At 61.4% G+C, this 24731-nt stretch carries 17 protein-coding genes; 6 read left to right on the top strand and 11 right to left on the bottom strand.

Going from position 1 to position 24731, the window contains the following annotated elements:
* Positions 1 to 171: 171 nt before the first annotated feature.
* Positions 172 to 1302, bottom strand: a complete 1131-nt coding sequence (locus FYK55_RS19015; RefSeq protein ID WP_150078030.1) for a deoxyribonuclease I — start codon at positions 1300 to 1302, stop codon at positions 172 to 174.
* 302 nt (positions 1303 to 1604) lie between these two features.
* A complete protein-coding gene (locus tag FYK55_RS19010; RefSeq protein WP_150078029.1) occupies positions 1605 to 2330 on the bottom strand; it encodes a sensor histidine kinase in 726 nt (241 codons plus the stop codon).
* Positions 2331 to 2479: 149 nt separating this feature from the next.
* Between FYK55_RS19010 and FYK55_RS19005 the strand changes: the two genes are divergently transcribed.
* Positions 2480 to 3043, top strand: a complete 564-nt coding sequence (locus tag FYK55_RS19005) for a hypothetical protein (RefSeq protein WP_150078028.1) — start codon at positions 2480 to 2482, stop codon at positions 3041 to 3043.
* 438 nt (positions 3044 to 3481) lie between these two features.
* A complete protein-coding gene (locus FYK55_RS19000) occupies positions 3482 to 5263 on the top strand; it encodes an SLC13 family permease (RefSeq protein ID WP_150078173.1) in 1782 nt (593 codons plus the stop codon).
* A 36-nt stretch (positions 5264 to 5299) separates the two neighbouring features.
* Here FYK55_RS19000 and FYK55_RS18995 read toward each other — a convergent pair whose 3' ends face one another.
* The 5 genes from FYK55_RS18995 to FYK55_RS18970 all read right to left on the bottom strand — a co-directional run bounded on the left by FYK55_RS18995 (position 5300) and on the right by FYK55_RS18970 (position 13884).
* The gene (locus FYK55_RS18995; protein ID WP_161604625.1) at positions 5300 to 7498 is read right to left on the bottom strand and encodes a DUF1559 family PulG-like putative transporter; all 2199 of its coding nucleotides are present in this window, start codon (positions 7496 to 7498) and stop codon (positions 5300 to 5302) included.
* Complete coding sequence (gene pilM / locus FYK55_RS18985; protein WP_150078026.1) at positions 7479 to 9647, bottom strand: pilus assembly protein PilM; 2169 nt, start codon at positions 9645 to 9647, stop codon at positions 7479 to 7481. Before pilM ends, FYK55_RS18995 begins: the two co-directional genes overlap by 20 nt.
* 57 nt (positions 9648 to 9704) lie before the next feature.
* Positions 9705 to 10934, bottom strand: coding sequence for a DUF1573 domain-containing protein (locus tag FYK55_RS18980; RefSeq protein WP_150078025.1), 1230 nt, complete (start codon positions 10932 to 10934; stop codon positions 9705 to 9707).
* Between the two features lie 113 nt (positions 10935 to 11047).
* On the bottom strand, positions 11048 to 12313 hold the full coding sequence (locus FYK55_RS18975; protein ID WP_150078024.1) for a DUF1559 family PulG-like putative transporter: 1266 nt from the start codon (positions 12311 to 12313) through the stop codon (positions 11048 to 11050).
* An 833-nt stretch (positions 12314 to 13146) separates the two neighbouring features.
* The gene (locus FYK55_RS18970; protein ID WP_150078023.1) at positions 13147 to 13884 is read right to left on the bottom strand and encodes a 3-keto-disaccharide hydrolase; all 738 of its coding nucleotides are present in this window, start codon (positions 13882 to 13884) and stop codon (positions 13147 to 13149) included.
* 270 nt (positions 13885 to 14154) lie between these two features.
* On the opposite strand from FYK55_RS18970, the gene FYK55_RS18965 reads away from it, so the two are divergent.
* Entirely contained in the window at positions 14155 to 14535 is a 381-nt protein-coding gene (locus FYK55_RS18965) for a DUF3127 domain-containing protein (protein ID WP_150078022.1), read from the top strand.
* A gap of 156 nt (positions 14536 to 14691) precedes the next feature.
* Here FYK55_RS18965 and FYK55_RS18960 read toward each other — a convergent pair whose 3' ends face one another.
* From FYK55_RS18960 to FYK55_RS18945, 4 genes are all read right to left on the bottom strand, one after another.
* Entirely contained in the window at positions 14692 to 15039 is a 348-nt protein-coding gene (locus FYK55_RS18960; RefSeq protein ID WP_150078172.1) for a P-II family nitrogen regulator, read from the bottom strand.
* Between the two features lie 457 nt (positions 15040 to 15496).
* Positions 15497 to 16870 carry an ammonium transporter gene (locus FYK55_RS18955; protein ID WP_150078021.1) on the bottom strand — a complete coding sequence of 458 codons (1374 nt, stop codon included), beginning with the start codon at positions 16868 to 16870 and terminating at the stop codon, positions 15497 to 15499.
* Positions 16871 to 17645: 775 nt separating this feature from the next.
* A complete protein-coding gene (locus tag FYK55_RS18950) occupies positions 17646 to 19037 on the bottom strand; it encodes a porin (RefSeq protein WP_390621737.1) in 1392 nt (463 codons plus the stop codon).
* Positions 19038 to 19403: 366 nt separating this feature from the next.
* On the bottom strand, positions 19404 to 20741 hold the full coding sequence (locus FYK55_RS18945; RefSeq protein WP_150078020.1) for a porin: 1338 nt from the start codon (positions 20739 to 20741) through the stop codon (positions 19404 to 19406).
* Positions 20742 to 21242: 501 nt separating this feature from the next.
* On the opposite strand from FYK55_RS18945, the gene ftsY reads away from it, so the two are divergent.
* The 3 genes from ftsY to FYK55_RS18930 all read left to right on the top strand — a co-directional run bounded on the left by ftsY (position 21243) and on the right by FYK55_RS18930 (position 24432).
* Positions 21243 to 22376 (top strand): signal recognition particle-docking protein FtsY, encoded by a 1134-nt coding sequence (ftsY, locus tag FYK55_RS18940; protein ID WP_150078019.1) that lies wholly within the window; start codon positions 21243 to 21245, stop codon positions 22374 to 22376.
* Between the two features lie 107 nt (positions 22377 to 22483).
* The gene (miaE, locus tag FYK55_RS18935) at positions 22484 to 23065 is read left to right on the top strand and encodes a tRNA-(ms[2]io[6]A)-hydroxylase (protein WP_150078018.1); all 582 of its coding nucleotides are present in this window, start codon (positions 22484 to 22486) and stop codon (positions 23063 to 23065) included.
* Positions 23066 to 23265: 200 nt separating this feature from the next.
* The gene (locus FYK55_RS18930) at positions 23266 to 24432 is read left to right on the top strand and encodes a hypothetical protein (protein WP_150078017.1); all 1167 of its coding nucleotides are present in this window, start codon (positions 23266 to 23268) and stop codon (positions 24430 to 24432) included.
* The last annotated feature ends 299 nt before the right edge of the window (positions 24433 to 24731 follow it).

Raw genomic sequence — 24731 nt, 5'->3', positions numbered from 1 at the left:
CGAACTGGCCAGAGCCACTTTGGGTGAGCCGCGCGGCGCTAGCCGCGGGTTTTCTCGCCTCAATCGGCGGCTAGCGCCTTGCCGCTCATCACACTGCAAATCGCGGTGTTTTGACTGAAAGTGACGCTGTCAGCGAGTCATCCAGGTCGTGGCGGTGAGATGCTGGTCGCCTTACAGGAACCCGCCTTCGGTGGCGGTGAACTCCGCGAACACGGGCAGATGGCTGCTGATCGTTTCGGCTTGACCGATGCTCAAGTTGTAATGCCGAAGAAAGTCGACCGGGCCGCCGCGACCAAGGTACTCCGAGGTCCGCTGTCGATCGACCAGGATGTTGCACGTTTGGTGCCTGCCGAAAATGTCGGTCGGAGCGCTGCGAACCGCCGCCGTGACGGAGGACCCCAGGATACGCGGAATCATGTAGGAGTCGTCCGCCTGAAACAGGCCCGTCATCACCACGTCATCTTCGCCCCGACCATCCAGCCGTACCGAGGAGAAGATGCCGGGAAGGAGCGCTACTTCCGCCGCCGCTCGAGCAAGGTTGACTCGGACGTTGACCACCGAGAAGGTCCAGGCGCTGTCGACGGGGATTCCGGCCACGCGGAACCAGGCGACCATCGGATCGAACGTCATCTTTTGATGGGGATCCGCGATGGTGTAGGTCTGCGAGCGATCCACGTGCAAACGTTGAACATCGAACAGGATCGCCAACTGTTCGGTTTGGGCTTCGGGACCGGTCGGAGCACCCATCACGAAATCGTAACTGCGTCCTCCTTCGTTGACCGCATCGACCAAACGCGGAATGAGGTCTCGTTCGGCGGCCGTGATCTGTTGCAGCGAGATCAAATCGAACTGTCGGATCAACCTCACCAGGTTGCTGCGGCAGGCATCGTTTGCCAGTTTGCTGGGACCGAATCCGCTGAGCGCCCAGGACGCCACGCGGAGATTCCCCGCGCGACCGCGGCCGGCAGCGACGGTGGATGTCGAGGTGTCGTCCGGGTCGCTTTGGCCGGCGGTGCGAAAGACTGCGGGTCGGCTGCCGGCTTCGGTTGACGAAAAACCGGTCCCTGAGAACGGGCTCTGATGGAATCCCGTTCCGAAGTCCGAGCCTCGGTCGGCAAACAGCCGGTCCTCCGCCACGCTCTCGCCGCTCGGCGGATCGCCGGGGGCCGGCGCTCGGCGTTGAATCACCAGTTGATCCAAGCCGTCAACCTGATAATGGCTGGCGAAGTAGATTCCACCGCCGATCAGGATGACCACGGTGAGCAAGGTGAACAGCGGGCGAGAGCGTCCAGGTTCGTCCATCGTCTCGTTGGAGAAGTGTGCTGACGTTTCCCGGCGACGAGCGGGGCGGACATCGTTGCGAGAACGGTGATGGGTAGCGCATCACGGGAACCCACCGCCACTTCTCTGTCATCGGTCGGCGGTCAGGATCGGTCGACCGAAACCGGTCCCGTGGCAAGCGCGCTGGCATCGACCCGTCGCACCGCCGCCACGACCGGAGTGATGCGCAGGTCCGTTTCAACCGGAACCGTTCACGTTGCCGGCGTGATTGTCGGTGTTTGCCCAACGCTGAACGTCGCGGCAGGGAAGATCGCGACGTCGGGTCAGGCGAGCCGCTTCAGGATGGGGAATTCCAGCGTGAACTTTGTGCCTCGGCCGACCTCACTCTGGACACTGATCCGACCTCCGTGGGCTTCGATGATTTTGCGGGCGGTGGGCAGACCCAACCCGCTGCCGCCATCCTTGGTGGTGTAGAAGGGTTCAAACATGTGCAGGATGGTGTTGTTGTCCACACCGCGGCCGGTGTCGATCAAATCGAGTGCCACGCTGGTCTGGGTGGTGTAGGTCCGCGCCAGGATCTGGCCACCCGGTTCGGTCGCTTCGAGTGCGTTCTTGACCAGATTCATCAAGGCCGCCTGCAAAGAGTCACTGTGCAGCGCGATCGACGGCAGGTTGTTGTCCAGATAGCGTTTGATTTCGATGTTGCGCTTGTTGGCTTCGGCGGTGTAGGCGCGCAGCACCGTATCGATCTGGTCGTTCAGCGACCCGGAGACGAGGTCGATGTCGCGCAACCTGGCGTACCGCAGGAAGTCGCGCAACAGACCTTGCATCCGTTCACATTGTTGGCGAACGATGTCGACCCGGTCGAGTGAACGCCGGCTTTCTTCGGAGTCCATCTCCGACAGATCCTCGCTCAGCAGGTCGATGTTCATGTGAATCACCGACAACGGGTTTTTGATCTCGTGTGCGAGGGAGCCGGCCAATTCGGCCAGTTCTTCGTAGCGTTCACGCAAGGTGTCCAGCTGGGTGGCGTCGTCGTGGGCGGTCATGGGCGAAGCGGACGTCGGATTCGTGCTTTGGCACGGCAATCGAGATGCGGATCGAAAGGAAGCGACGGGTTTGACCGATTGTAGCCGGCCGGGTGCGGGTTTCGCAGGGACAAGCGATTCGGGGGCAGAAAAGGGCTACAATCAGCCCCATGGCCGACAGCAATGAAAATCCCCTTCCACTGAATCCCTACGCGCCGACGGAGTTGTCCGAGGAGGCTGTCGATTTTGAACGTGCGGGACGATCCGTCGTGTCCGTCACGGAGGTCTACTGGGCGACGGTCCGCGCCGTGGCGCTCGCCGGCGGAACATTCGGTCTGGTTTTGGTGGGCCTGATGGTGGGAGTGTCATTGGTCAGCTTGGCGTCCTCGCGAGGCGGTTCGGGACCCGTTGGAATGACGATGCTGTTTCTGGTTTTGGGCCCGGTGATCGGTTTCATCTGGGCCGGGCTGTTCGCCCTGTTCGTCGTCGGATTGTTGATTGCCGTTTTTCGCTACCGAGCCCAAGGTTACGGGTGGACGCCCGAGTCGGTGAGGTGGTTGGGCGTCTGTTCCGGCCTGGTGACAGGATGGGTGTCCGCGTTCGCGATGGGGGCGTTCAGCATCACCGGCGCGATGTTCGGATTGGTCCCCGCCCTTTTCGGCCTGGTCGCGACGCCGCTCTGGATGCGATCGTTCCTGGGCAGGGTGCGGAGCCGAATCGCGAAAAGCGTTTAGCGGCTCAGCGACGCACGGCTTTGCATCTCGCTGGAAAGGCACGAGATTGCTGCGTCGCTGGTACCCCCAACGTTCGGCGAACCGCTGACCGACTCGTTGTCTCGTGACACCCGTCAGAACCGATACGATCCGTTTGAGCAACACGATGCCGCCGTTCGTTGGCACTGCTGACCAGATCGGATGATCCGGTGAGCGTGATTCGGGGGCCGATTGCGGGCGTTTGGCCCGTCCCGGCTGTCATCGGTCCAGCCTTGGCGTAGGCTTATCCGACACATCGGCGGACCGGTCGCGAATTCCTAAAAAGTGCGACGGAAAGGGGCATGATGCCGATGAAAGAAAAGTTGGATTCGGTGGCGGGAAGGACTCACCGGGTCACCGTGTGGGTTGTTCATTCCCCGTGATTCTCGTTTTGGAAAGTCTTCGTCACCCATGCCGTTGATGCCCTGGGAAGCCTGGTTAACGCTTGCCGCCGCGGTCGGATTGCTGGTCAGTCTGGCGTTCCGCGTTGCGGCGACGGATCTGCTTGCGGTCGCCTTTCTGGCGATGCTGGTGGTTGTCGGTGATTTGACCAGTCACGCGCTGCTGCCCACGCCCGCCGAAGCGGTTTCGGGTTTTGGGAACACGGGGCTGTTGACGATCGGGTTTCTGTTCGCCGTGGTCGCCGGTTTGGAAATGACGGGAGGGACCCGACTGGCGACCGGTTGGTTTTTGGACCGCGCGCGTTCGTTTCGCGACGCTCAGGTGCGGATCCTGCTTCCCGTGGCGATGATCAGCGGCTTTTTAAACAACACGCCCGTCGTGGTTGCCCTGATTCCGATCGTCGACGACGTTTGCAAACGCATTGGAGCCAGCGCCAGTCGGCTGCTGTTGCCGCTTTCCTACGCCGCGATTCTGGGCGGAATGTGCACGGTGATGGGGACCAGCACCAACCTGATCGTTCGCGACGAGTACCTTGCCAAGCACGACGGAACATTGGGCTTTTTCGCACCCGCGATCGTGGGCGTTCCGGCGACGGTGTTGGGTGTGGCGTACATGGTGTTGTTTTCGTCAAAGCTGATTCCGGCCCGGCGGCCCGCGGTCAGCGCCAGTGACGATCCGAAAAAGTACACCGTGGAAATGCAGGTCGATCCGGCCGGTCCGTTGGTGGGAAAGTCGATTGAGGATGCGGGGCTGCGGGCGTTGCCCGGTTTGTACATCGCGGAGATTCAGCGAGGCCAGCAGGTGATTGCCGCCAAGCCCGCCGAACGTTTGCGGGGGGATGACGCGCTGATCCTGGTCGGTGCGCTGGACACGGTCGTCGACCTGCGAAAGATCCGCGGCTTGCTGACGCCAGACGATCAGGGGCGCAAGCTGGAGATACCGGCCTGGCGGAGGACGCTGGTTGAGGCCGTGGTCAGTCCACGATGTTCGCTGTTGGGTAAGACCATTCGCGAGGGACGCTTTCGAAGCAATTACAACGCGGCGGTGGTCGCGGTGGCGCGGGGGGACCGCCGGCTGGAGGGCAAGATCGGCGATGTCGAACTGGAATCGGGCGACGTCCTGCTGTTGGAGGCGTCTCCGTCGTTTCTGCACCGCGCCCGCGAGCTACGGGACTTTTACCTGGTCAGCCGGGTGGGAACGGATTCGGTGCGGCGTCACGATCGCGCCTGGGTAGCCATCGCCGTGATGTTGTGGATGGTGGTGGTCGCGGCGGCGGGAGTGATGTCGATCCTGTCGGCTTCGATGGCGGCGGCCATGGCGATGATTTTGTTTCGCTGCTGCACGACCAATGAAGCCCGCCGGGCGGTGGATTGGCGGGTCTTGATCGTGATCGGTGCGGCGATCGGCATTGGGAACGCGATGGAGAAAAGCGGTGCCGCGGCGGCTCTGGCGAGCGCCTTGGTCGGTCTGGCCAACAATGATCCGATTGTCACGCTGGCCCTGATCTTTCTGGCAACCATGTTGTGCACCGAACTGATCACCAACAACGCCGCCGCGCTGCTGATGCTGACCGTTGCGATGGAAGCGGCAGGCAAGTTGGGCATCGACGAAAAGTCATTCGTGATTGCGGTGATGGTGGCAGCGTCCGCCAGTTTTCTCACGCCGTTCGGATACCAGACCAACTTGATGGTCTACACGGTCGGTGGGTATCGCGTCGGGGATTACCTGCGGTTCGGGTTGCCGCTCTCGTTGATCGTGTTTGCCACCGCCATGGTGATCATCCCTTGGGCACTGATGTAGTTCTGCACCCCCGAAAGCCATGTCGTTGATTCAGATTCAATCGTCATCGTCGTCGCGATTGCCCATTCGGCGGTCACCGTCGGCCGCGATGGACGTCAGGCTTTGGCTGAGATCGATTCCCAACTCGTCGGCCAGTTGGACGCACAGCGCGACGGGGCTGCGTCCGTCCGTGTCATCGGCCTCCTGCAGTCGGTTGCGGACATGGATCTTGTCCAGTGATTCCGGCAGCACTTCGAGTGCCTTTTCGTACCACAGGACGGCCCGGTCCTGAGCACCCTGACCGTAGGCTCCCGCGGCACGTTCACTGAGTTCCCACCAGGCATCTCCGATGGCAACCTGATCCGAAGCACGGCGGGCACCACGCAGGTCCATGCGGGCCACTTCCGCGAGGTCGCCTCCATCGGCTGCCGCGATCAGCGGCAGCCCGGTTTGCCAGTCGCCCTTGATGAAACACAAGAAGCGGCCGAATGCCGCACCGGCGGCGACGTTGTCCGGGTTGACCCGGTAAGCCTCCAAATCATCCACGGATTGTTCGTACTCACGGTTGGCGGCGCCGAGTTGGCTGCGCAGCCGCAGCAGCAACCGGGGAACCTTTTCGTCGCGGGACATTCCGGTGTAGCGGTGGGCAATCCTGGCGATGGCACTGGCCCGCATGAATTCATTTTCGCGGATCCCGGCGTAGATCACGGGAATCGACCGCTGCAACAGTTTGTCGGCTTTGACCGACGTGCTGTCCCGACTGGCGGTGGCTTCACCGTATTCCTGGATCCATTTCAGGTTTTCGCGAAACGAGTTGACTTCGAAGCGGGCGACACGTTGATCGATCGCCTGGATCAGCACGCGGGCATCACCGGCGTCCACGGCCAACCGCAGCGCGGCACGCTGCAGGGCGAAGGCACCGGCCGGGTCGGAATCCATGTCGGCGGACTTTTTCAGAAACTCGGCCGCCAGTTTCGCTTTGTCTTCCTCGCTGTCGGCATCCTGCAGGTCCTGCAAGAAGATGCCGCGCAGTTTGTCTTGGGCCGCGGTCAAGGCGATCGGTGACGGCATCGGCTCGCGTTCAATTTGTTGCTCTTCGATGCCAGGTGGCACCTCCACGCCGGCCAACAGCGCCGATTCGGGATCTTGCTCGTCGCCCAATTGATCCGGCAGCGAAGCTTGGATGACCGGGTCAGCTTCCGCTTCTTGGACCGCGATCGGCCGGTGAATGTCGCTCGCCTGCATGGCATCACTGAGGTTGTAACTCATCGCCCGGAACAACTGCTGGTCCGAAAGCCCCGACTCCAACAGAACCGGGAAACCACTTGCCCACAGGGCAAAGGTGCCGTCCGAACGGAGCCCGCCCAGGTAGGGGCTCATCTGCATCGGGTTCTGCGGATCAAAATCTTTCGGTTCGGTCCAATTGACCGCGAACTGATCGTTGACCTCCACCAGCATGATCGTGTTGGCCGCCCCGTCGTCGATCATCGAAGGTCGAATGGCGCGGTTCTCGCCGAAAATGAATGCCGAGTCGATCGGGAGCAGGTAATTGGTCTTGGTGTCGAAACGCTCCGGCGAGACATATTCGTCGGGAATGAATTGCAACAGGTCCTTGTTGGGCGGCATGTTCCAGGCCCGCGTTTTGTCGAATCGCTTGTACAGCGATTCGTACCCCAGGTAGGGAAGCAATTCCACGCGCCAGGAAAGCGTCGGCACGTTGCCGGCGGTGGTCTGGTAGGCACGCGGGTAGTGACCGTTTTGCTGCAGGTACGTGAGGATCGCCTCGTTGATTTTCAACAGATTGTCATAGGACCGCTTTCGGCGTTCCGGATCACTGAGCGGCTCTTCGGGCTGCCGCTCGTCAATCGGGGGGATGCCGATCTCTTCCACGACCTCAGGGGCGGCCGGTTCCGGGACCACGGGCGCTTCGGCCGGTGTTGACTTTGCGGCCGTTTGGGTGACCTGCTGCGAGGACGCGACCTGCTCCGGCGGGGCCGCCGCCGTTTCCGCCGGCGCCGCCGCGGCGGGTTCTTCGGCGGAGGATTCGTCCGGTTCGGACGTGTCACCGCGATCACGCATGGCGTGCTTCATGAACAGGTCTTGGCGGCTTTCACCGCAACCGGTCGCCAGCGACAGCAACCCGAACAAGGACAAACAGGCGGCCAGCCGTGCGACGCGATACCGGAGAGATTTCATACAACGGAACATCAAGCGAAGGGTGGTTGGTTTGATGGTGCTATTGATTTGCAATGACATGTTTCATCCACCCGTGCGTGCGGGCGCCACCGCCGCAACACCAGGTATGATCGATTCTCAATGAGTCGTTCTCGCGTTTGAAATCGGCGACGATCTTGCTCAAACGCCCCCGCAGTTCCTCCATCCGTTTGACCACGGGGGCATAGTCGGATGCGGGATCGGACAGCAGCGCCGGATTTCGTTTCAACTGATCCGCTTCGCCATGCGTCTTCTTGGTTGCGCGACTGAGCAAACGCGTGAAATCATCGCCGCCGGATTCAAAGGACCAGAACCAGCACGATTCGGCCGAGACGATCAGAGTGGTCGTCGTTTCCGCGCCGCAATCGATGACGGCAACGGCGGGAAGTTCGTTGGGAGCCTCGCGGTCCTGTTCTTGATCGACATCGGGCCGAAATTCGTCTTCGAATTCGACCGTGGAAAAGTTCAGCAAGGCGATGGGAGTCGCCTGCAACCCGTCGACCTTCAGGCCCGCCTGTTCCAAATTGTCCAAGTACCGACTGACGAAGGTCTTCTTGGCGGCGGAGACAAATGCGGGCCGACCCAGGATGGTCGTGTCTTCATCGGGCATTTCGGCGATCCACCGCACGTCAGCCACCTCGTCCAGCGGCAGCGGGATTCTGGATTCGACTTCCTTTTGAAACAGCAGCTTCGCCTGTTTGTCGACGACCGGCGGCAACTGCACAAATCGAGAAACCAATTCGCGTGCCGGAAAGCTGACCCACACGGGGGCGTCTTCAACGTCTTTCTCCTCCAAAAACGCTTCGACGGCCGAACGAATCGTTTGGTCCGCGGTCGCTTCATCAACGACTCGCGTGATCGGTCGCTCAAACACTTCCAGGTGCGAGTCCGCCACGAAGGGTTTGCCGTCGGCACCGGTCTGCAATCGCACCGCACGCAGCCCCTGAGAGCCGATGTCGACACCCCAGGCGACGGTCGATTTCTTGCGTCCCAAACGGGTGAGCAGTCCTTTCTTGGGTTTGAAGTCATCGCCGATGCGACCCCGACCCAATCCTTGCAACGCGAGTCCGATCGCAACGTTCAATTGGCCGGGCGCGGATCGAAACGCCGCATCATCCTTTCGGTCCACGCAGGACGGAAACGCGAGGAAGCCCAGCGGTCCGCCCAACCAGCTTCGGCGAGCCGCCTGCCAGGGGACGTAAATGTCACGCGTCGAGGCGCGCGGTTGCTTGATCAGTTTGCCGATGCGTTGCATCGTCGACGCGGCTTCGCTGTCGGCGGGTGCCTCTTCGGACCACTTCTTGGCGATTCGTCCCAGCGTGGGAGTGACAAACGGCTCCCCGGAGAACTGGGTGCTGAGCCAAGCCAGCCGGTCCACCGTTTTGCGAAGTTGTTCGAAGTCTTCTCCGCGAGCCCCCGTCGGAACGGCGTCCAGCATTCGTCGGGCGGCACTGTAGCGGTGGCCGTCTCGAAGCTTGGCGGTCTTACTCAGCAGCTTCTGGCCCACCTTGGCCGCCAAACGGTTGTAAGTCGCGTTGTCCGGTTGCAATTCCACCAAGTGGTCGAGTAGTCCTCCGGCGGATTCCCAATCGCGTTTCTCGATCGCCGATTGCAGTTGCTTTTCACCGGAGACAACTTGTTCGACCAACGTTTGCGATTGTTCCAGAATCTCGCACGCCCGCTCGGTCAGCAGCTTTCGCGGAAGCGGCGATAACAACTCAATGACGCGGCCGGGGTTGCCTTCTCGGTGCGCCTGTTCGGCTTGCTCGATCGTCGTGCCGGCATTGGAAACTTCCTGCGACGCAATCGATTTGATTTTCTCTCGCGCCAGCTTGGCGTTGGAAATCAGGTCGCTGTATCGATAGTCTTTCTGGCCGATGACCAAGGCCAGTAGGGACTCCGCGCGGTCGAAGTCTCGCTCCTTCGCCGCGGCAATGGCGTCGGCCAGATTGGCTTCGAAACGTTGACGCGTCTTCTTCAATTCTACGGCGAGGTCGCGTCCACAGTTGCCGCAGAATGCCTGCGACAGCAGCACCGGTTTGGTGCATCCGCCGCAGGGCTCGTACAGCGTGTGGCCACACTTGGCACAGAACTGGCCAGCCGGCGGATTCGATTGTCCGCAGGCGCCGCAGGAGATCGCCGCAGCGGATGGAGAAGTCGGAAGGGCGTCGACTTGGGAAGGATTGGTCATGGAGACTTGTCGAATGAATTGCAAATCAGATTCGGGATGGCCGGCAGCGATGTGAATTCACTGTGGCCGGTTTGACTGCTTGGCGGCCCCCGCGACGACGCCGTACAGCGGCAGCCAGTTGGAGTACGAGGGGAAATCCGGGTCGCCGACCTGCACGAAGCCTCGCTTCTGATCCAAATTGAATTGGGTGTCCGGGCAATCGGGCGGAACGGTGACCCGCAAGCGATAGACGCCTTCGGTCTGCAGCGGCTCCAATGCGGCCTGCAGGACGCCGGGCTCCACGTCCAGCACCGCGAGCTTGCGCTGGTGATCGGCGCGAGATCGCACGGTGACGAAGAAGTCGTGTTGCTTTCCACTCTCCAGCGTGCCGATGTCCAGACCATAGCGGCTATCGATGTTCGGCCCGTAAAAGCCGACCGGCGGACGGACGCGACCCGAAAAATCGACCAGGTGTCGCGCCGGTGGTTGCCCCGCGGATTTCGCCGCGATTTCGAACGTCAACTGCCCCGTGAAGGCGCCGTAGTCTTTCGCTTCGGCCGAGAGCGTGACGCGCTGAGCGGATGTTGCCTGTTTGCCGTTCAATTCGTCCAGCGTCAGGTCGACGGGATCTGCTGACCATTGGATCCGGAGCTGGTCGCTGCGAATGTCCAGCAATTCGAAGCTCTCCCACTGCTGGCTGTAAACCAAGAACTGAACTTCCGCCGGCTTGCCCAGGTCGGTGCTCCCGAAATCAAACCCGTCGGGCAAAACCAGCGAGCTTGTCAGCTGCCCCCGAGTTTGCAGGTTGAGCCTTGGTCGCTGCGGATCGTTGCTCAGGACGGTGACGGTCGCGGTTTGCGGTTCGTACAGGCCTTCACGGCGTTCGGCATCGTCCGGCCGCGCCGTGTAGCGGACCAGGCAGCGCGTTTCTTGACCGGGCGATAATGTCGTGGACTCCAGTTCCGCGTCCAGGCATTCGCAACTGGTTTCGCCAAGCTGAAGCGTCAGTTCGGCGTCGCCGTCGTTACGGATCTCAAACGCATGGGAGTAAGTCTGTCCGGTGTCGACCCAGCCGAAATCACGAAAGGGGTTTGCGACCGACGCGATCGCTTTGGGCTGGCCTGCGATCGCCTCCCGCACGGCGGCCGCGCGGTCGAGTTCCGCAACCTTTTGTTCGTATTCTTCTCGCCGGTTGTCGGGCACACCCCAGGGCTTGTAATTGACCGTTTGAGAGAGAGCCAGGGCGATCGACGCGAAGCCCAGAATGAAAAGACCGAAAACCAGGAGACGCCTTGTGAAGGGATTCATATCAACGAATGGACGACGGCAAAAAGTGACCAAAATTCAACGCGAGAAACCCCCGCGGCCGCAAACGAGCCGCAGGGGTCCTCGATATCGATGTCGAAACAACGTTCGCGTGATCAGTTCTCTTCGAACTGACCCTTGAACGAAGATTCGTCCAGGAAGATTCCGCTGAACATTTCAGCCGGTTGCATCTCGACGGTGCTGTCGGAGTAACCAACGCCCGAGTAGTCAGCCAAATTGTCCGGAAGCGGGAAGCCGGGGTTGAAGTACCCGTCGCCGTTTTCGTCGTAGAACAATTGCACCGATCCGTCACCCATCAGGATGTTGGCGGCGCCGGAGTGGATGGCGAACCAGTCACGGGTGTCTTGCAGGTACGTTCCACCCGGATCACCGGCAGCAAGAACCGAAGAAGCGACGGGCGCTGCACAGTTGATCGTCGACGGTTGGCCGCGTTCGCAGTTGATTTCGGCAACCATCGAAACGCCGGCGTCCAACAGGACCAAGCGGTTGTTCGACGTGTTCAGGTAGGCCGGTCCGTCGTTGAACGCTTCGGCCAGCAGCATCCCGCGGGGGAGCTCTTCCTTGGTGTTCGGGACGTCAGCACCCAGGATGGCTTCGTCCACATCGCCGGGGCCCGCGTCGCCGAGCAACGGGATGTTGCTCGATGCGATGCGGCTGCGGTCGACCAGCGAGCCCAGCAGCGGGCCGGTCGTGTCTTGACGCTCTTTGAACTTTCCGCCAGCCGACGAGGTGATGTTGCCGTTGGTGGCGTCAAAGTCGACGATCGGAGCCACGCGGACCAGGAAGTATCCGGCTGCGTAGTTGGTCATGTAACCTTGGTCGACGTAGAACGCACCGACGTATTCCGGTCGGGTGTTGTAAACGACGTTGCTCTGGTTGTTGGTCCAGGGGAACGTGCCCGCAGCACCAGCGCTGTCGATCAGGACGGCACCCGCGCCTTCACGCATCCGAGCCAGCGTGTTGCCGGCTGACGGACCGATCGTTGCGGCGTTGCCCGAAGTCGAGATTCCGAGCAAGTCGTTCAGCTTCTCGAGTGCCTTCGAGGGGTTGCTCGGGCACAGCATGTCGCCGGGAACGGCGGCTCCGCTGTTGACAAGGTCGGCGACCCAACCGTAGCTGTCCATGTCACCATCACGCTCGAAGTCGGACGCTCCGGTGCACAGGCGGCCCAGCGGGTCACGCTCTTCCAGCGTGTACATGCCGATGCCGAACTGACGCAAGTTGCTCGAGCACTGCGTCCGTCGTGCGGCTTCGCGAGCCTTCGTCAGAGCCGGCAACGCCAAAGCGGCCAGCAGAGAAATGATGGCGATAACCACCAGGAGTTCAATCAGGGTGAAACCTGACTTTCGCATACGCGACATTTCAAATTCCTTGTTGGGATTGAGTCGGAGGAAAAACTCGATCCTGCCGACATCGGGAAAACGTTCGAGATGTGTGGTCAGTGGGTTCGCGACGGCGAGCGATGGTTTGCTCGTTGCGAAACTCATTTGCCTGCGCCTGCTGGCCACCTTCTCCCTCAACAACTCCAAAAAATTCACATGGTGCACGTCGGCACCGATGCTCTTTCGGTGGAATCCGGCACCGCGCCGGAGACCACTCCGTTTCAGGAGCTCACGCGTGACGGAAGGCCGCGATCATTCGCGGCGACACCCGTCGCAACGCTCGCATTGAATCGAATGGTCACGAAGCCTTGATGCAGCGAAGATGTGGTGTCTGTGAATTTGGATTCGTTCGACAGACCGCTCGGAATGACACCGAAAACGTCTTGCTGAGCATTCGCCTCGTGGACTCGATTGCTTCAACAGGCGTCATTCAATCGGCCGTTCGCTGATCCGCAATCGCAAACGAGCGTGTTCTGTTCAGTCTTCATGCTTCCTTCGCAAACGCGCCCGGCTCGGCTTCATGTTGCCCGGTGAAACGTCGTCGCTGACGCGTCGGCCGTGGCGATCTGCACGGAACGTGAACCTGGGCTTCATGAAATCTTTGCAAACCAGAATCGTTGCAAACCAAGCCCTGCGGTTCGCGCCGGTCAGCGGCGGGGCGGGAAGAGTCGGCCCGGAAAAGAAGTGGGCGGATTCCGTCGATCGCGGAACCCGCCCAGGCGGTTTGAAATGTTGCGTGAACCGGACGCCGGCGGGCCCGCCGAAAGCGGCGCCCCAAACGCGGCGTTGTGCCAGGTCGGCAGGCTTCGCGGTTACAGGCTTCGCACGCGGATGTTCTTGAATTCGGTCCACATCGGTTTGCCGGCATGCAATTGCAAGCCGATCACGCCGTCGGTCAGCGCCTTGGTGGGGTGCTTGTCGGTGAAGTCCAAGACCAGTCGGCCGTTGAGGTAATGTCGGATGTGGTTGCCTTTGGCAACGATCACGATGTCGTTCCAATCGTCGACTTTCATCAAGTCCTTGAACTCTTCTTGATTGATCAAGGGCTCGCCAATCACCTGCTTACCGTCTTCGGTCCACACGGCTTTCTCGCCCACCATGCAGATACGACCTCGCGTTCCTTTCTCGTCGTAAATGAAACACGGGACGTTCGGAAAGTTTTCTTCGTTGCGAATCTCGTGCTGGTAGCCACGCAAGACCCAATCGTTGGTGGCCCGCTTGCCCTCGGTGACACGTTGCGACCGGTATTGAACTCCGGAGTTGTTGGTGGCGTTGCAGCGGAACGACAGTCGAAGTTCGAAATCATCGACGGGGTCCTTCCAGATCAGGAAGGTGTTGCCTTTGGCGGCTTGATCGGGCGTCGTTTCGCCGTGGATGACCCCGTCGCGTACCGACCACAGACGCGGGTCTCCATCCCAGCCGTCCAAATTCTCGCCGTTGAACAGCACCTCCATCCCGTCCTGTTCTGGCGGCGCGGTTTGGACGGGTTCTTCGGCAACGGCGGGAAAGGCCAGCAGTGAAAACAGGGCCAAGGTCAAATATCGACGCATCGGGGGGCTCCGGGGGGAGGGGATGGAGGGTGGCAAGCCAAGAGATTTCTGGGCGGCAGTATGACTGCGCGGGCCGGCCGATTCCAGAGTCCGTGCCGGTTGAGGGGGATGGCTGACCCGCATCCAACCTCCGGCAATCCAAACGCAGCCTCTCACGATTGGGGCGGAACCGCTACAATCGACGCTTCTGCATCCACCCACCGGCCCGTGGCAGGCAATCCCGCCCGCGCCCGGTGTTCCGAATTGTCTGAGAGAGTCTGAGAGTCTGCGATGAGCGATCCGTCCGTCACCGGCGTTGTCCATTTGATCGAAGAAACAAAAACGTATGGCAGCAAAGGGTTTCGAAAACGCCTGGTGGTGTTGGAGCAGGACAAAGGCAGCTTCACCAATTTCGTGCCGGTGGAATTCACGCGTGACATGTGCGACACCGTGGATGAACTCAATGAGGGCGACGAGGTTGAGGTCACCTACCGCCTGAACGGCCGCCGATGGCAGAAAGACGCCAACAGCGAAGTGCGGTTCTTTGTGAACGTCGAGGCGATGTCGTTCAAGATCACCGGCAACGCCAACCCGGCCGACGCGATGAGCGAGCGGGTGACCGACGCCAACGAAGCCTTCAGCGAAGCGGGAGAGGAAGACGCGCCGTTCTGACGCTTCGCAGGAGCTGCCGTCGCCAGACGGCCGAAAGCCCCGGTGCGCGTGACCACGGTTCGAGTCCGACGTGCGAGAGTGGGGCGACGGATGACATTCACCGCCCGATCTTGCTGTGCGTGACGACGCGAACGGCCCACCAACCGATTCGCCGCCTCAAATCGCTTCGCTGCCGCGCTCGCCGGTGCGGATCCGGATGCAATCGTCCATCGGCAGCACGAAAATCTTTCCGTCGCCGATTTCTCCGGCGTCGCCGCTGCGACCTCCCGCCAAAATCGCTTCGATGGTCGGCCGCACGAACTCTTCGTTGACGGCGATCTGCAGCTGGACCTTGCGGAGCAGATTGACGCTGAATTCGGTGCCGCGGTAGGTCCCCGTCTGGCCTTTTTGACGGCCGAAACCCTGGCAGTCCAGGACGGTCAATCGATGGACATCCACTTCGGTCAGTGCTTCCTTGACCGCTTCGAGTTTGGAGGGCTGGATGATGGCGATGATCAGTTTCACGTTGGCAAAATCCGAAAACGACTGCGGCTTCTTCTGGTCCGCATAGACTACCCCAGACGCCAGAAGCAAACAAAGCCGGTACCCGGGACGGGCACCGACTTTGATGTCTTTCAGAAAACCGACCGCGGTGAGGGAACCGATCCGAACCGTGTCACCCGTTCGACGGGCCGCAGCGATCATGTGAGAAAGCCCTAACTCGGACGAGCGAGGCGGACACTCATCCGAGCAGGGCACCTTCTGGCCCAGGCAAGAGCCGAGAAGTTCTCACATGGATCATTCGACGACTCCGTCCGTCGAAGCTTGGTTTCGCGGCCGGCACACACCATGCCGGGCCGCGAAGGTTGGTTCGGTTGTCCTGCCGCCAACCGGGACGAGCCCGATTGGCGACAGGACAGCGGTAGGTAGATCAAGTCGATCGCTGGATGACGAGCCCCGCCGAGCTCGTCGCGATCCGCAGTTAGTTGACAGCACCCCCGGCCAACGCGTCGGACGGGTAGGCTTGCATGCCGTGCTCGGAAACATCCAATCCGGCTTGCTCTTCTTCGGGTGACACCCGCAGCATGCCCATGGCCTTCAGAGCGAAGAACACGACTGCCATGGTGATGAACGCCCAGGCACAGATGATCACGGTCGCGATCGCTTGGACGCCGATGAAGGCACCCACGCTTTCGACGCCGTCCGGCAGATCGCCGAAGATGCCCGTGGCCAGACCACCCCACACGCCGCACAGGCCGTGCACCGGCCAGGCACCGACGGGGTCATCGATTTTCAACTTGTCCAACATGACGATGCCGAGCACCACCAGGGCACCACCGACGCCGCCGATCACGATCGATTCCCATTCCGCGACGCGGTCGCAGTTGGCTGTGATCGCAACCAGACCGCCCAGGACGCCGTTGAGCGCCATGGTCAAGTCGGGCTTGCTGAACAGGGCCCAGCCGACGATCAGAGCGATGATGGCTCCCGACGCAGCTGCAATCGTGGTCGTCAGGGCGATGTAGGTCGTCGCTTCCGCATTGGCGGCACCGGCGTAGGTCAGTTGGCTGCCGGGGTTAAACCCGTACCATCCCACCCACAGGATGAAGACTCCAAGGGCCGCGAAAGCAATGTTGTGTCCGGGAAGCGGCACGCTCTTTCCGTCGGCGGTGTACCTGCCGATCCGCGGCCCCAAGGCGATCGCACCGGCCAGGCCCGCAAAGCCGCCCACCGCGTGAACCACCACGGAACCGGCAAAGTCCTGGAATCCCATGGCGTCCAGGAATCCGCCGCCCCACTTCCAAGCACCGCTGATCGGATAGATCAAGCCGGTCAGGATGGCGCTGTAGACCAGGTAGGCACCGAATTTCATTCGGCCGGCAACCGCACCCGAGACGATCGTGGCGGCGGTGGCGGCGAAAGCGACCTGGAACAGGAAGTCAGCCGAGGCACTGTAATCGCCCAGCTCGCCGTCGGTCGCGTCCCGCGTCACGAATGCTTTGGGCGTTCCCAGGTAACCGTCGATCAGCCAACCGTCGCCCGGATACATCAGGGCAAAACCGATCAGCAGGAACAGCAGCACGCCGACCGAGATGTCCATAACATTCTTGGCGAGAATGTTGACGGTGTTCTTGGCCGAGTTCAGGCCGACTTCGACCATCGCAAATCCGGCCTGCATGAAGATCACGAGGACCGCGCAGATGAACATGAACAGGGTGTTGATCGTGTAGGCATTCTCCGATGCGCTGTACACATCCCCTTCTTGGGCGAAGGCTTCAGGGCAGCCTGCCCCAAGGCCGATGCCCGCAATGGCGAGCAGTGCGAGTGGCACACGCCACTTACGAAGTTGAGACATACTTTCTTCTCTCGTGTGGTAGAACGGAATGACGTCCCGCCGACCCCTCAACAATCGGGGCGGCGATAATCCAACGCCCGAATCATCCGATCCGGACGCGGTCGGGTAGCCATGCATCAATCCATCCGGCCTCGCATGGCACCTCTCCAAGCAAACAGTTCCTATCCGCTTCCTACCTACTCCTGCCCGGGCCATCCATCGTTAGGTTGAGTGGGTATTCGAGGAATCAGATCGTCCGCTCGATCGGGAGTGCGGAGAGGCACACCGCGGACCAATGACCCGGTTGCAGCGGTTTGCCGGCGTGTAACTGCAAGCGAGATCGAGGTTTAGAAAAAAGAAAAAAGATTGGTTGCGGATCCGGCGTTGAGTTCGCCCGCCGGAATCTCGGATTTTTGCCTAAATGGTTTGCATCGGTGTGCGCGCTGTTTAGGCAACGCGGTCGTGCTTGCGAGATGCCGAGGGTCCATCGGCTCCCACGAGGGGTTTTCCGGATTTAAGGTTGCCCGGCTAGGACGCGAACCTGCCTGCGATCCGGGCACTCGTCAGGGCGAAACGGGGCTCAAGGGAGCGATGGAGGACCCAAGCGGGGCCTATTGGGGGCATTCGCTGCATCGACCGCCCAAACCGGCCGCGGAAACGAAAAAAGCCGCGTCCACCGATGGGGTGAACGCGGCCTTCGCGGGAATCGCTATCGCGACGTTTGTCGTCTGCCCGCCCCGATCCGCCCCGGCCTGATCCGGTCGCGGGCGGCGGGCTTGAACTGGGGGGAAACCGTCTAGAACAGGAAGATGGTGTCGATGCCGAAGGTGGTTTGGTCGTCACCTTTCTCCAGTCCGGCCGAGCCGTCGTCGTCCCAATCCCAACGGATTTCGGGGCGGACGAGCACGTTGGCGTGCGGCTTGACGTTCACACCCAAGGTCAGGGCGTAGATGTCGGTTTCATCGCCGTAGTTGGTGTAGACGCCTTCCTGGTTGTACCACTCGAAGCGACCTCCCATCGCCAGGCAATCGTTCAGCGAGTAGATCAGGTATTGGTTGATGTCGAACGTGTTGCGAACGCCATCGTTGAACTGGTCCTGGGTGTCCAGGTAGTCCGTTTGGAAGATGTACTGAAGCTTCTCGGTGACCGAGACGTCGGCCACGATCGAGTGCATGTAGCCTCGCTCGTGCGTCCCGCCGGTGACGTCGGAGAATCGGCCGGCGACCGTGGCGTAGATCAGGTTGACGTCTTCGCAGACCGACAGCGAGATTCCGCCCAGGAAGGCGTCGCCGTTGTCTTCAAAGCCGCTGTCCCAGCCCAAGACGTATCCGCCGTAGACCTCAATGTCTTCCGAAACGGCCAGCGTTGCCAGGGCACCGGTGTGGGTGAAGGGCTCGCTGTTGTACATCGTGTAGGCGTGGCTGTAGAAGAAGTTGTCGGGGGCGCTCACGACTTCCCATCCGATGATGGTGTAAAAGTGACCGACCTTGACCGACAGGTCTCCGTAACCGGCTTCCATGTACACCTGTGGCAGGGCGTTGCCGTAGTCGGGCCCGTTGTCCCAGTCTTCGTCCCAGTGACCGTTCGGGATGCCGAACGCCTGGGTGTCCTGGCTGTCGGTACCGTAGATGTAGTCGATCCGACCGCCGACATCGAAGCCGTTGGACGTGTCGATGGATTTCTCCGCCCACAGCCAAGCCTGCTGCAGTTGGAGGTCGTCGGCGCGGCTGTTGAACAGCGGCAGCGCGTTGTTGAAGTAACCCATTTGGATCCAGCCGCCGGCCGAGTAGCCGCAGTTTTCGCCGAACAGGGCGAAGGGCTCGCCCAAGTCGCAATCGCCCAGACAGCATCCGCCCAGCAGGTCCTTGCCGAGCAGGCTGCCGCCCAGCAGCCCGCATCCGCTGCCACAGCCACCGTCGCAACCGCCGTCACACGTCGGGTCGCTGCACTCATAGGGCATTTCGGCGCCGCAGGTGATCTCTCCATAGTCGGCCGTGTCGCAGCCGGTCACTTCACAGTCGCAGGGCGTTTCGCACCCGCAGCCGACCTCACCGAAGTGGCCGACCTGGGCAACTTGCGGCGCGGCGTCGCTGGAGGCTTGGTAGATCGCGTGGGCGTTCTCCTGGGCCACTGCGGTGGTGCCGAAACACAGCAACGCCAAGGTGCTGAATAAAAGTTTTCGTTTCATGGGTCTCCCTAAGCGTCCCGGCGGGACGTTCCTTCTCGGTTGTGCTGAGCATGATCGGTCGACGGCTCGCCAAGCCAAAGGGCTTCGGCGATGCGGCGTCGTGCGATTCGGACTGGGTGATCGCCCGCCTGGCGAGGCACCGATCGTGAACCGCTACACCAACGTTCAACCCATGTATCGGGAGGGCATCTGAACGAAATTGAGCTTTACGGATTTTCGCGTTTTGCCTGTTTTTCCTGTCTTAACACCGGGTGTTAAGCGGTGCCGGTCGCGGGGAGTCTGCTGCACGAAAAAAGCCGGCCACCACTCCGCAAGCAGAGTGATGGCCGGCCATTCGGTCGAACTTCGTTTTCGAACGATTCGTTCCTAGAACAGGAAGATCGTGTCGACGGCGAACGTCGTTTGATCTTCGCCGTCTTCCAATCCCGCGACTTGGTCGTCATCCCAGTCCCAGCGGACTTCCGGACGCACGATCACGTTGGCGTGGGGCTTGTAGTTGACACCCAGCGTCAGGGCGTAGATGTCGGTTTCGTTGGCGCTGTAAACGCCTTCCTGGTTGTACCACTCGAAGCGTCCGCCGGCTGCCCAGCAATCGTTGAACGAGTAGATCAGGTACTGGTTGATGTCGAAGGTGTTCCGCACGGTGTCACCCACTGCATCTTCCGTGTCCAGGAAGTCGGTTTGGAAGATGTACTGCAGGTTGTCGCTGACAGCCAGGTCAGCAACGATCGACTGCATGTAACCCTTCTCGACACCGTTGAAGCGGGCTTCCCCGAAGCGGCCGGCAACGGTTGCGTAGGTCACGGTCAACGCGTCGCTCAGGCCGACCGACAGACCACCGATGAAGTTGTCACCGTTGTCGTCAAAACCGCTGTCCCAACCTTCGGTCCAACCACCGTAGACCGTCACGTTGTCGCTGACGTTGTACGTTGCCAGGATACCCGTGTGGGTAAACGGCTCGCTGTTGTACATCGTGTAGGCGTGGCTGTAGAAGAAGTTGTCGGGGGCGGTCACGACTTCCCATCCGATGATGGTGTAGAAGTGTCCGGCTTTGACCGACAGGTCTCCGTATCCAGCTTCCAGGTACAACTGCGGCATGGCACGGCCGTAGTTTCCGCCGTTGTCCCAACCGTTGTCCCAACCGCGGGGGTCGGTGCCGAACGCTTGGGTGTCCTGCGAGTCGGTACCATACATGTAGTCAACGCGACCACCGATGTCGAAGCCGCAAGAGGTATCGATCGCCCGTTCGGCGTAGATCCACGCTTGGTTCAGTTGGCCGTGGTCGTAGCTGTTGAACAGGCTGTTCGCTTTGCTGACATAGCCGTATTGCAACCAACCTCCGACGCTGATGCCGCAGTCGTCCAGGCAGCAACCGTCGAACAACGACCATTGCTCGCCCAGGCAGCAGTCGCCGCACAGGCCGTCCAGGCATCCACCCAGGCCGCATCCGCAGCCCGAGTCACATCCGCCGTCGCATCCGCCGCCCAGGCAATCGCCCAGGCCGCATCCGCCGGCGTCGCAGTTGTCGGCGCATGCGTCTGCACAGGCGTCGACGGGCTCGCATCCGCAGACCGGCTCGCCGCAATCGCAAGCGGCCGCGCAGTGCGAAACCAATTCAATCGTATCGTTAGCGCTGGCGGTCATGCTGCTCGTGTAGGACGCGCAGGCAATCGCAGCCAGCATGGCAATCTTGCTAAGCTTCATCGCTTCAAATTCTCCCGAATTCCATTTTCTGGGTTCAAAAAGGCAGGGCAACAACGAATCACGCCCGCGACCAAAACGCGCGGGCCGTTGAGACCCCGATTGGTCGGGCCAGCACAGAACCGAAAAGCCCGTCCGGTCCGTTACCCGCTGCAGTCGCAGGCGGGAGGAACAAACCGGAAAGCGCTCGGCTCGGCAGTTGGCCTTCTGACGCGTCGCCTCTGTCGTCAGGGTGGGTTATCGGGATGCGTTGCCGGCAATCGCGGCTCAATTCGAGTGATTTCACCAGGCTCCACCCGCCAACAGTCCACGTGGACCAGATGTTCCGTGACACCGGATGGGGCTGACTTTGCCGGTTGTTGCGTGGTGCGGACATGCAGCGATGATTCACGCCGCGGCAACCGTTAAAACTGGACCGCCCCGCAGGGCGGTACCTAAATTGGCGTCTTTGCGGCAAACTTGCTAATTGTTTTGAATCTTGAACGTTTGAGCGAGAAATCAACGATGGCCTTCTGGCGATCCAAAAAGCAATCCGCTGCCCCGAAAGAAGCCCAGGATGCGGCTCAGCGGCAGCCCGATTCCCCCCCACCGCCCGCGGCGGAAACCCAGCCGCAGGCTGCTCCAGAAACCCAGCCGGAGGCTGCTCCAGAAACCCAGCCGCAGGCTGCGCCGAGAACTCAGCCGGCGGCCGATTCCGCATCCGCTCAGCCGGCCGCAGCCCCCAAGGGTGGGTTGCTCAACCGGTTTCGTGGCGGACTGGAGAAGACCCGCCGGACCCTGAACACCGATATCCGCGACCTGTTCAAGGGCGAAGGTCGGCTGGTCGACGAAGCGTTCCTGGACGAGTTGTTTTCCAAGCTGATCCGGACCGACATGGGCGCCGGACCTGCCGAGGAGCTTCGCGATGACGTGGCCAAGCGGTTCCGGGGACGCAAGGTTCAATTGGACGAAGTGATCGATTCGATCACCGAGCAGACGCGTGCGATGCTCAAGCAGGACGCCGCACCGTTGGCCCTGTCCGGATCGCCCAGCGTGATCCTGGTCGTCGGAGTCAACGGCAGCGGGAAAACGACGTCCATCGGCAAGCTGGCCCATTTCCTGACCGCCGCCGGCAACCAGGTCGTGCTGGGTGCCGGGGACACGTTCCGCGCCGCGGCGGTGGAGCAGCTGACGATCTGGTCCCAGCGGATCGGTTGCGACATCGTCACCGGCAAGCAGGGGGCCGACCCCGCCAGCGTCGCGTTCCAGACGGTCGATCGCGCCATTCAAACCGGCGCCGATGTGGCCATCATCGACACCGCCGGGCGATTGCAGACGCAAGGAAAGTTGATGCAGGAGCTGGACAAGATCCGCCGCGTGGTCGGCAAGAAGATCGACGGGGCGCCCCACGAAGTCTTGCTGGTGCTCGACGCGACGGCTGGGCAGAACGCGCTCAGCCAGGCGAAAGGCTTCAGCGAGGTGGCCGGGTGCACCGGCATCATCTTGGCCAAATTGGACGGTTCGGCCCGGGGCGGTGTGATTCTGCCGATCCGTCGGCAGTTCAAGTTGCCGGTCAAGTTCGTCGGGCTGGGCGAAGGCATCGAAGACATCGCCCAGTTTGATGCCGACAGCTTTGCCAAGGCGTTGTTTTCTGATTGACGCGGGCCGGACCGGCATCGGTCCACCGCAAGCCCGCCTCCATCCCGCGCGTCCGGTGTTGACGCAACGGTTCACCTGTTTGTCTGCCTCACGTTTCGCCGCCGCCGATGTTGCACCTGCAATCCGAATCGACCGATCGATGGCTCGCCCAAGTCGACCAGAATCTGGCCGACGTCTTGATCGACCACGCCCATTGCGAGCGGAAGGCCGCGTCCACCGCGATGAACTTGATGAATTCCTACACGGACAATCGAGCGCTGTGCGTCGAAATGACTCGGATCATCCAGGAGGAACTGGAGCACTACCATCTGGTGTTGGACGTGCTCGATCAACGCGGCATCCCCTTTCGCCGGTTGGCCAGCGGCCACTACGGAAGAGAACTCAATGCCCTGGTGCGTCCCTCGGAGCCGGAGCGGGCGATCGACCGACTGCTGGTCGCGTCGTTGATCGAAGCGCGGAGCTGCGAACGCTTTCGCCGGCTCGCCGAACACGTGCGGGATCGGGATCCCGGGCTGGCAGATTTTTACGCCGGTCTGTTTGAATCCGAAGCCCGACACCACACCACCTACGTCAAGCTGGCGGAGCAGTATGCCGAGCGGGACGTTGTCGTCGCGCGGCTGGACCAACTGTCGCGCGACGAGGCGGACATCATTGCCAAGGGAAGCGAGCTGGCTCGGATGCACAGCTAGCCGGAATTGTTTCACGCACCGGAACGATCGGATCCGCCGACATCACCGTCGATGGGATCAGCGGATGTCGCTTTGCCCGTGTTTCACGCTTCGGTCACGCGGTCGATCGCTGCTGGTTGCCGGACGCCGTTCCGCGATGGGCCTTGCCGAGTGACCATGGTCGTCGCTGCCCGGCCCGCCTAATCTTGACCGTGCAGCGGATGGCTGCACGTGCCCGAGACCCGGCCAGGCGGATGCCACCGGGCGGATGGGCTTGGGACCGGTGGGACCGGTTCTCGCTGCATTGGAATGACTCCGACGACGTTGGCAACGATCCTTGGAGTGTGTTCATCATGGCAATTCTGAATCTACATTGGCGGTCGACGACGTTTGCGTTTTTGATGATCACGGCCTGCGGTTGGAGCGGGCCGTCCGCCATGGCGGAAACGCCCCGCATCCAATTCGATTTACCGTCGGTTGCCCCGGCGTTCGAATCGACCTGCGGAAACGGCGGCCGCGAAGTGTCGTTTGATTTGGTGCTCTCTTCGTTGGTCGTCGATTTGCGAGAGGGGTCTCCGAGAGAGCGACCACCGATCGATCACCTGCTGGTGCGGTGTCGTCTTCGCGATCGACTTCCGATCGTCGACTTTGCGCCCAGGACTGAGCTGCAATCGGATTTCGCCAGCCCGATCGCCATCAGCAACAAGCAAGAAAAGAACAAAGCGTTTCAGATGGGGATCGACGCGGTTTATCCGCCGCTGGGCGGCGGCCACCTGGGGGCCGATGAAAAGAAAACCCACTCCGACTCCACCCAGTTCGAACGCCAGCCTCCGATGCAAGCGGTGGTGGCCTCCGGAACGACCGATCGTGGCCGCGGGGTGTACTTCAAACTTCGCTGGACCTCCCAGCAAGTGCTCGAAGGCCAAAAGCATTTCCGCCTGACGGTTGCCGTGCCGCCCTCGTGGCGGGGCGGGCTGGTTGACGTCAGCGTGGTCGCGCACGGACGCGAACAGCCGCTGTTTGGCGCGGCCAAGCTGAAGCCGATTGCCGGCGCGGATTTTGTCGTCGCCTTGCACCAGGAACACGATGCCGAGGCGGCCGCAATCGCGGTGAAGCTGGCGCAACTTGACCGCACGCTGGCCGAATACGCGCGGGGCCGTGCGGGATCGAACTCGAACGCGTTTGCCCAATTCTTCCAACGTGTCCTGATGCCAGAGGACCAAGCCGGCTTGGGCAAGAATTGGTACCGACGTATCACGCACGACCAGGCCGATCCCTACCTGGACGAACAGATCCGCTCGTTGCCGATGCCCGTCCGGGTGGCCGTTCTGGACTACGACCAGGCCAGTCGAGAGCTGCAGCAACTGAACCAGGCCGAATCGTCCTGAGCCCTAAGTCCACCCGAGTTTCTGAGTCCCGATGGAGACCAGGCGCGATGCAGACACGCTGGGCAGCGCCAATTTGCGTGAGCCGCTTGGGCCTGGCCACGGTTTTTTGCACTTCAACGGGCGGCCAGCGCCTTGCCGCTCATTGCACCGCAAATCACGGTGATTTTGATTGAAAGTGGCGCTGTCCAAGCTTGTCACGAACCGCTTGTCGCGAACAGAGGATTCGTTGCGAGCAAAGACAGGTTGATGCATCCAGCGGAGGCGACCTCCTGCGGGCAGGACCCATCGACGTTAGAATC

Source organism: Roseiconus nitratireducens, assembly GCF_008629675.1.
Lineage (GTDB): Bacteria > Planctomycetota > Planctomycetia > Pirellulales > Pirellulaceae > Stieleria > Stieleria nitratireducens.
Note: the sequence above shows the minus strand (reverse complement) of the source record. Positions and strands in the feature narration are given on the sequence as shown.